Source organism: Larkinella sp. VNQ87 (genome assembly GCF_049445795.1).
GTDB lineage: Bacteria > Bacteroidota > Bacteroidia > Cytophagales > Spirosomataceae > Larkinella.
Genome location: NZ_JBMSDT010000026.1, coordinates 41,836 through 50,363, shown reverse-complemented (window position 1 = coordinate 50,363; position 8,528 = coordinate 41,836). Strand labels below are relative to the sequence as shown.

The window sequence follows — 8,528 nt, the reverse complement described above, 5'->3', positions numbered from 1 at the left end:
GGCCGTTTTGAGCACGATGGCGCTAAATCTGCACCGCAAGGCAGGCCACAACTCGATTACCGAGGGGCAACTAAAATTTGGCAGTAATGTCAAAGAACTCATCAAACTCATCAGAACTTAACAGCCCTGCCCTGGGTGGGAAAAATGAGTCTGGGCGGGATGGATTATGCCGACGATGAGCGCATTCTATACGTAATGAATTTGTTTGACCGGCGGTTGTATGCTTTGCTGTTGCCGGAAGATGGTTCCGCGCCCAGCTCGCAACAGGTCCAAAGTTATGCCATGCCGGAGCCCGGTTGCAAAGGAGGGTTTTTCCGGCCCTTCGCTGTGAAGTACCATGCCGGTAAGGTGTACATCGGTGGCGTTTGTGACGCACAGGAGTCAGGGAAGGCAAAAGATCTAAAGGCATATGTGTATGCGTTGAATCCGATTAGCCAAAAATTTTCGGAAGTCATCAGTATCCCGCTTGATTATCAGCGAGGAATTATTGAATACGGCGTGGGAAACTGGTTTGCCTGGACCGATGATAATCAAAAGACTATGTTGCCCGACCCCGCCTGGTGGTCGATTCATCCACAGCCTATTCTGTCTGACTTGGAATTCGATCAGGACGGTTCGCTGATTCTTGGTTTTATGGATCGCCTGGGACACCAAAAGGCTACCGGAAAAGGAACCCCCGATGGTCGCTGGAAGCAGTCGGTTGCAATGGCTGCTGGTGATGTGCTGCGGGTTGCGGCTGTTAAACGACATTACGAAATTGAACGCAATGGGCGGATTGGGAAGAACCAAACGAAAGGAATCGACAATCAACAAGGCCCGGGCGGAGGAGAATTTTATTTCGATGATACCTTTACCATCAACGAAACCCAGTATCATCAGGAAAACGGCATGGGTGGTTTGGCCCTTTTACCCTCTACAGGTCAATTGCTGGAAAGTGTTCGGGAGCCGGTTGCCGAGCGTAATTCCGGGGGTATTGTCTGGTTAAACAATCAAACGGGCGCGAAAGAAAGCGGGTTGGCAGTTTATCACCATAACCCCAATCAGGAGTTTGTTGCCCGAAAAACCAATCATGTTGGGGATGTCGAATTAATCACGGAAGCCCCCCCATGCAAATCGGTCACAGGATCTGGCAGGACTGCGATGAAGACGGGATGCAGGATGCCGACGAAATGGGGATGGCGGGCGTCCGGGTCGAGTTATGGCGCAAAGGGAAGCAACTGGCTTCAACCATGAGCGATAGCCTTGGTTTTTACTCCTTCGACAGTCGTTCAACACCGGGTGGGTTATCACCTAAGACCAGCTATGAAATCCGCATTGCGTATATTCAGGAACGTCATAAAAAATTGAGCCTGTCGGCAGCTGACCCGGCGGTTGATCCAGCCATCAACAACGATGGCGTGGATCGGCAGGAATATGCTGTCATTCTGTTCACAACGGAGGCCTTAGGAATCAGCAGTAACTCCCTCGATTTTGGCTTCAAATGTGTAGAAAGACCACAGGTGAAAGCTACGTTAGCCTGTACGGGAACCAATGCCGCTGATGCGATGGTGAAGGTAACGCTGAAAGGAGTTAAAGCTAACGAACGGTTTGACCTGACACTGACTAAGGAATACAGTGGCACAACGGAATATGTCTTGGCACACCCCATCCCACCTTCCGGTTCAATTTTCACCAAGCCATTACTGGATTGGGAATCAGATAATTTAACAGCCAGAGTGATCAACGCAACCGGGTGCTTCCAAGATGTTTACGTAAGTCTGCTTCAGTCAAAAGAATGCATCAGGCTATTTTCCGAACAATCGAATACGGCATCAGAAAGATTACAGATTTCACCGAATCCGACTCCCGATAAAGTGGTTGTTCACTACCGTGGCATGACCACTGGCCCAGTCGTCATTCAAGTGCTCAATGGCAGTGGGAAGGTTTTACACCAAGAAAGTTTGTCCGGCCCCAGTGATGCGTTATACCGCACGACCCTTGATCTTTCACGGTATCAATCTGGGCTTTATATCATATCGCTTCAGCAGGGAAGTACCGTGCTCAGCAGAAAAATCATTCGCCGGTGATCATTCCTCAGGTTTACTGATCGGCTACAACCGTTTTTAACACCTTTCTTTCTTCTTATGAAAAGTTTATCTATTTGCTCTCGCCGGAGTACAGGATGGCTATTGCTCCTGTTTTTGCTATGGAGCGAACTTGTGATAGCCCAAACAACGACTGATTTCCGTAAAGTTGTGCCAGCTTCACCCAACGTAGCGGCCTTGACAAAATACACGGATATACCCGTCAATAATTACACAGGAACACCCTCCATTGACATTCCCCTTTATACGATCAAAACCCGGGATTTAGTAGTTCCTCTTTCACTTTCTTATCATGGCTCAGGCATACGGGTGGAAGAAGAAGCATCAACCGTCGGTTTGGGATGGGTACTAAATGCCGGTGGGGTTATTAATCATGTGATTCGCGGCAGAGATGATTTCAATGATTTTGATGGTGCTACCTGGCGGAACCTTTCTTCAAGTGCCGTCAATGGAGGTTCAGGAGTTTGTTATTTCTTTGAGAATCCAAACTCGGCCTATTTTTTAACCAGTAACACAATCAATGGGAACGCCCTGCAAGAAAAGTTATTATCTGTATACCAAATGGCAGGTAACCAGAACGCCGATGGTGAACGTGATATATTTTCATTTAATTTTTTAGGACAATCAGGCAAATTCGTCATTGAACCCTTAGGGGGAGCACAGTATAAAATTCACTTGCTTTCTCAGAGCGATTTGCGTATTCAATTGATAAACGCAACACTTCCTAATAACGGTTTTATTATTACCGGCGTTGATGGGACAAAATATCACTTTGCCCAAGCCGAAGCGCAACGCTATCGGTCTGGTAAGAAAAGCAATGTTGGCAAACAATACAAGGGAGTGGACACGGATCCCTTGTATGGAAACGAAGAAACAGGATTTGAGCCATCAGCTTACACAACCTATACCGGGGCTTGGTATTTGACAAAAATAGAATCACAGCGTGGAGATGTAATTATTTTCACCTATACAGTTTCCACCGGATATGTTAAAGCGCTTATCAGCCGAATGGAAACTTACATGACGGGTAACGCATCATATGTTGGTCGGTGGAGTATTACCGGAACGGAAACTCAACAAGTTTATCCCAATACCATTTCATTCGATAATGGAACAGTGCAGTTTAGTCTTGCTTCGCGGGAGGATTTAAGGACGGGCGGAATGCGAGTCACTGGCCTCAACGTAACAGCAACCGGTGGCGCTTCCCTTAAAACCGTCCAGTTCACACAGAGCTATTTCAATAGTGGTCAGAATTCACCTTCTTTTGTAGCCAAACGGCTGAAATTGCAATCGGTGCAGGAAAGTAATGGTGGAGTATGTACCCCACCCTATACCTTTTCGTATGAAGAATCAATTGCCTTACCGAACAAAGATTCATACGCCCAGGATTACTGGGGATATTATAATGGTAACAACATTAACAATACGAGAGGGCCGGATGGTAATGGTACCCTTTTGCCTCCCATTGATATCCAATCCGGTCTGTATAAGTTACCCGGTGTATTCCAGGGAGGGGCAGACCGCTCGCCCAATGCGACCTATATGCGGGCCGGGGTGTTAACTCAAATCACCTATCCCACCGGTGGAACAACGGAATTTGACTTTCAGCCTCACACATTTTCTAACTGGCAAATCAATAATCCAAGACCTTATTTATATGTTCAGGAGTATACTGGGTCCACTCCACGAATTGGGGGCGGATTACGGATCGATAAAATCACGGCGAAAGACCAGGGCAACGTTAAGCAAGTAACTAATTTTGATTACCGCCAGCCCGGTTCGGATCCGTCTATGCCGTCTTCTACGGGTAAATTAATGTATCATCTAATATTTGGGGAGTTTGTGCCAGTTCTTGTTGATCCAGCGAATCCAACAAACGGTACAACCTATCAGATGCTGTTTACTTCTCAGCCGCGACACCCAATGGGCAGTGGCGCTCAAGGCAATCCCATTGGATATAACACTGTAACCGTTTACAAAGGGGCTACAAAAGGTGACGCAGGTTATACATCCTACACCTACGAGAATCAGGTAGATAAAAGAGATGTAAACTTCTGTTTATCTACTCCCTCAGGTAGCCTTGAGAACCAAGTAAATTGTACAACAGGTATTTCAAACGTAACGTATGATATTTATTGCGATCCATATGGCTCCGGCGCTTCGTTGAACTACACGTCAGTAACTGAGGCCAGTTTGCCTAATTATGTCTATACGCTGAATGGAAGTCTTTTACGTGAAGATCATTTTAAAGGTGCCACACCGGGTGTATTAGTAAAAACGATCGTCAATGAATATGAAACAACTAATAGGAGTCGTATAAAAAACTTCAAAGTACTAAAAAGGGGGGCGATTTATTCCAGTATAATCTATTACACGGATTCTGAGTGGATTAGGCTCAAAAAGACGATTGTAAATGAGTATGATGAAGGAGGAAATACCAGCCAGGTTGCTTCAACAACGACCACGTATGGATTTAATGCGACCGGTCAACACAAGCAAGTTACGTCAGTTATAAAAGATAACAGCAAAGGGGAACAATTTGAAACGGTAACTACCTATCCGCAAGACGATGTGAGTGGAGCGGCTGTTATGACAGATTTAAAAAATCGGAATATGGTTGTTCCGATTCAGGAAACCCGAAACAAAATAAATGCCGGTCAAAGCCGAACAGTAACACATTCTACGAAGACAAATTACAGTATCTGGTTCAATACCTTCATGGCACCCCAGACCATCGAATCAAAACTTGGTAGTGGGCCGTTTGTCATTGATGCCTCATTTGATTACTCGTCATCCGGAAACCTTGCGTCAATTACTGGCCGGGATGGAATCCGATCTGACTATCAGTATTTCACCGCCAGTGGGAAAAATAATCTACTACAGACCCATATTTTGGGAGCTGGTACATCGTCGGCCCGTTCAACCACGTATGATTATGAACCGTTAAAAGGAGTTTCGAAGATTACAGATCCTAACGGAATCTCGTCGACATACACGTACGATCTACTAGGCCGGTTAAGTGCGATCAAAGACAACAACCAAAATTTAGTAAAAACGTACCATTATAACTATAGTCCTGACGGATGCCGTGTTCAAGGTAGTTTAATCAGCGCCCCAACCCCAATTCCCAGTGAATCCATTGATTCCTTTGCCTACCAACGTGTATTAATTATAGGCAATAGCATTACCAAAATCCCGGCTCGTCTGGATGGAAGTGGCTGGGATTCACCGGCTCTTCGGGCTGAGCTAGGTGGGTGGGGAATGGCCGCATCTGCGAAAGAAAAAGATTATGTAAACATCCTAACAAGTCGTTTTAAAGCCTTAAATCCATCCGCCCAGGTCGTGCCAACCTATCTGCCGCAATTTGAGCATAATCCGGGTTGGAACGGTTTTAACTATGATACCTTACAAACAATTGTAAGTCAGTTTTTTGGGGGCCAAAAGCCGGATTTAGTCATTGTTAGGGTGGTTGAAAATGTTGATAATGCTAAAGTAAACAACCCAGCAAATAGTTTCAAAACCGGATATAATGCACTTTTAAATAAGCTTGTTAGCGTAGCTGAAACGAATGCTAAAATTGTTCTTACTACCTCATTCTGGGAGAAACAACCGGATGCCGATGCGGTGATTCGGCAGGTTGCAACTGAACGCGCATTGCCATTAGTCGAATTGGGTAATATGCGCTACAATCCTTTATTCCGGGCTGCGAACGATCCTGTTACCATAGCTGCCTTTCCCAATGCTGATTTTGGAGTAAATGAGCATCCGGGGGATACGGGGATGCTGGAAATTGCCGATCGTATTTGGGGGAAATTAACGGGGCAGACTCATACACCCGTTCCATCGCCGACAAACTGCGCAACGCCTTCGGCGGTTTTACTCACACCTGCTAACAGCAGCAGTGTGGTTGGCAGTTGGGCCGCGCGTCCGGATGGTAATTTGGGGTTAACCATTCCCTTCTCGTTAAGCGTGTGCATTCCCAGTGGTCAAATTATCAAACAAGTAGAAGTATGGGCCAGTACGACCAGTGATGGTTTCCAGCGCAAAGTAGGCAATGCCATCGCTACGGTCAGTAATCCCAATACTTTTACTCTGGCTTCGTTAGTGGGATCTTCAAACGGGATGTGGTTACCCGCTGATGGCAGTACTCAGGCAGGCCCATTAGATCCGGGCGCTTTTAAGTTCTGGGTAAAAGCGACAACCTATACGAACACTACGTTTGAATCATCAAAATCCACCATCACACTAGTAGCCCCGTCAGGAGGAGCGGGCTGTAGCCTGACAAAAGTGCGGGTGTTCCCTCGCACCGATTGCTGCTCGGGCCGGACTGTGGGCGCTCAGATTCAAGTCTCCACCGTGGGCAAGGACGGTCCCTGGACCACTGTGTTCACCATCCCCAGTGGCGAAACCACCACCTGGCGTGAGTTTGACATCAGTGGGGCCACTGGCACCTACAAAGCCATTCGGTATCTCTCACCCACAGCGGCTAACACGAATGTGGCAGAACTGGAATTTTATTCGGGCAGTACCAAATTAACCGGTACCCCGTTTGGGGACCCGGGCGGGCCACATCAGGGCAATGCTGCGGTCAGCTTCGAGAAGGCCTTCGATGGCAACACCAGCACGTATTATGATGCCTTGAATCCCACGGGGGGGTATGTGGGTCTGGAACTGACCAACTGTGCTCCTTCGGGTAGTTGGGCAGCCTCGATGATAAGCCCGGTGACCAACAGCAATGTGGTGGGTATCTGGACGACTCGCCCGGACAACAGCCAAGGCCTGACGTTTCCTTTCAGTGTGAGTGTGACCGTACCGAGTGGACAAAGTGTTGGCAGTGTGCAGATCCGTGCCCGAACAACCGATGGCAGTGTCGACCGGCTGGTGGGCCATGCGGTCTTGAGCAGTGGGACGACTTACACGCTGGGTTCAGGCATGGGCGCATCGGGCAGCAGTGGGAAATGGTTGCCGCCCTCCTCGACGGAAGCAGGGCCCTTGGATCCGGGAACTTTTATTTTCTATGTGGTGGTCAAGCGGCCGGATAACACCACGGCGATTAGCACCCAGACGAGTTCGCCAGTTACCGTTACGCTGACAGCTCCGGCGAGTGGAGGCAGTGGAACGGTGTCGTTCGTGAGTCCGGTCAACAACAGCAGTGTGGTGGGAACCGCCGTGAGTGGCTACACGGGTTATACGCTGCCCTTCAGTGTGAATGTGACCACCAGCGGTGGAGCCACGGTGGGGACGGTGGAGATCTGGGCCAGCACCTACAATAACAGTGTGACGCGGAAGGTGGGCCATGCGGTGTTGAGCAGTGGGACGACTTACACGGTGGGCACGAGTGTGGGTACGGGCAATGGGCAGTGGCTGCCGCCTTCGAGCACCGAAGCGGGTCCGTTGAATGCCGACACGAATCCCTACAAGTTCTGGGCGGTGGTCAAGCGGCCCGACAACACCACGCTGGTGAGCAACTCGACTACGCCAGTCTCCGTTACGCTGACGACCCCGTCGGGAAGCGGTAGTTGGGGTGCGACAATGGTAAATCCGGCGAACAACAGCACTCTAACCGGAGTACTGACGACCCGACCGGACAACAGCCAGGGCCTGACGATTCCTTTCAGTGTGAATGTGACGGTTCCCAGTGGGCAATCCGTGGGCAGTGTGCAAATCCGGGCTCAGACGCTGGATGGCAGCATCGACCGGCTGGTGGGCAATGCGGTGCTGAGCAGTGGTACGACTTACACGCTAGGTTCAGGCATGGGCGCAGCGGGCAGCAGTGGGCAGTGGTTGCCCCCCTCCTCGACGGAGGCCGGTCCGTTAGATGCAGGAAGCTTCAAATTCTACACCGTAGTCAAACGACCTGATAACACGACCGCCGTTAGCACGCTTTCAACACCGACAACGGTGAGCTTGACAGCCCCGACAGGCAGTGGAAATGGTTGTAGTTTAACAAAAGTGCGAATATACCCGCGCGCCGATTGTTGTGCCAGCCGGGTAGTGGGGGCGCAGATTCAGGTTACCAGCGATGGAACGAACTGGACAACGGTCCTGACGGTTCCGGGTCCGGTTACGACGGCCAGTTGGCTGGAGTTCCCCATCACAGGAGCAACCAATATCAAGTCGATCCGGTATGTAGCTTTGTCCAACGCCTGGGCCAATGTAGCCGAGTTGGAGTTTTACTCAGGCACCACCAAGTTAACGGGTACCCCATTTGGAAGCAACCAGGGTAATCAGACCATGAATTATACGAAGGCTTTTGATGGGAATGTAAACACCTATTTTGAGGCTGCTACCATTGCAAATGGGTATCTGGGCATGGAACTAACCGGATGTCCACAATAAAGAAGCGCTAATACTTTATCTGGAAATCGAAAATTTAGGGTTACAGTAACCCTAAATTTTCGGCTTTTATGGGACTTGCACTCAATTGGACACTTTGAGTGTCAG

At 48.9% G+C, this 8,528-nt stretch carries 3 protein-coding genes; all 3 read left to right on the top strand.

The window, feature by feature from the left end; genetic code table 11:
• Positions 1 to 135 precede the first annotated feature (135 nt).
• From ACO2Q8_RS29000 to ACO2Q8_RS28990, 3 genes are read left to right on the top strand one after another with little or no spacing between them, the layout of a single operon-like run.
• Entirely contained in the window at positions 136 to 1,233 is a 1,098-nt protein-coding gene (locus ACO2Q8_RS29000) for a hypothetical protein (RefSeq protein WP_423348408.1), read from the top strand.
• Positions 1,152 to 2,066, top strand: a complete 915-nt coding sequence (locus ACO2Q8_RS28995) for a T9SS type A sorting domain-containing protein (RefSeq protein ID WP_423348407.1) — start codon at positions 1,152 to 1,154, stop codon at positions 2,064 to 2,066. The genes ACO2Q8_RS29000 and ACO2Q8_RS28995 overlap by 82 nt, the downstream gene beginning before the upstream one ends.
• 57 nt (positions 2,067 to 2,123) lie before the next feature.
• A complete protein-coding gene (locus tag ACO2Q8_RS28990) occupies positions 2,124 to 8,423 on the top strand; it encodes a discoidin domain-containing protein (protein ID WP_423348406.1) in 6,300 nt (2,099 codons plus the stop codon).
• The last annotated feature ends 105 nt before the right edge of the window (positions 8,424 to 8,528 follow it).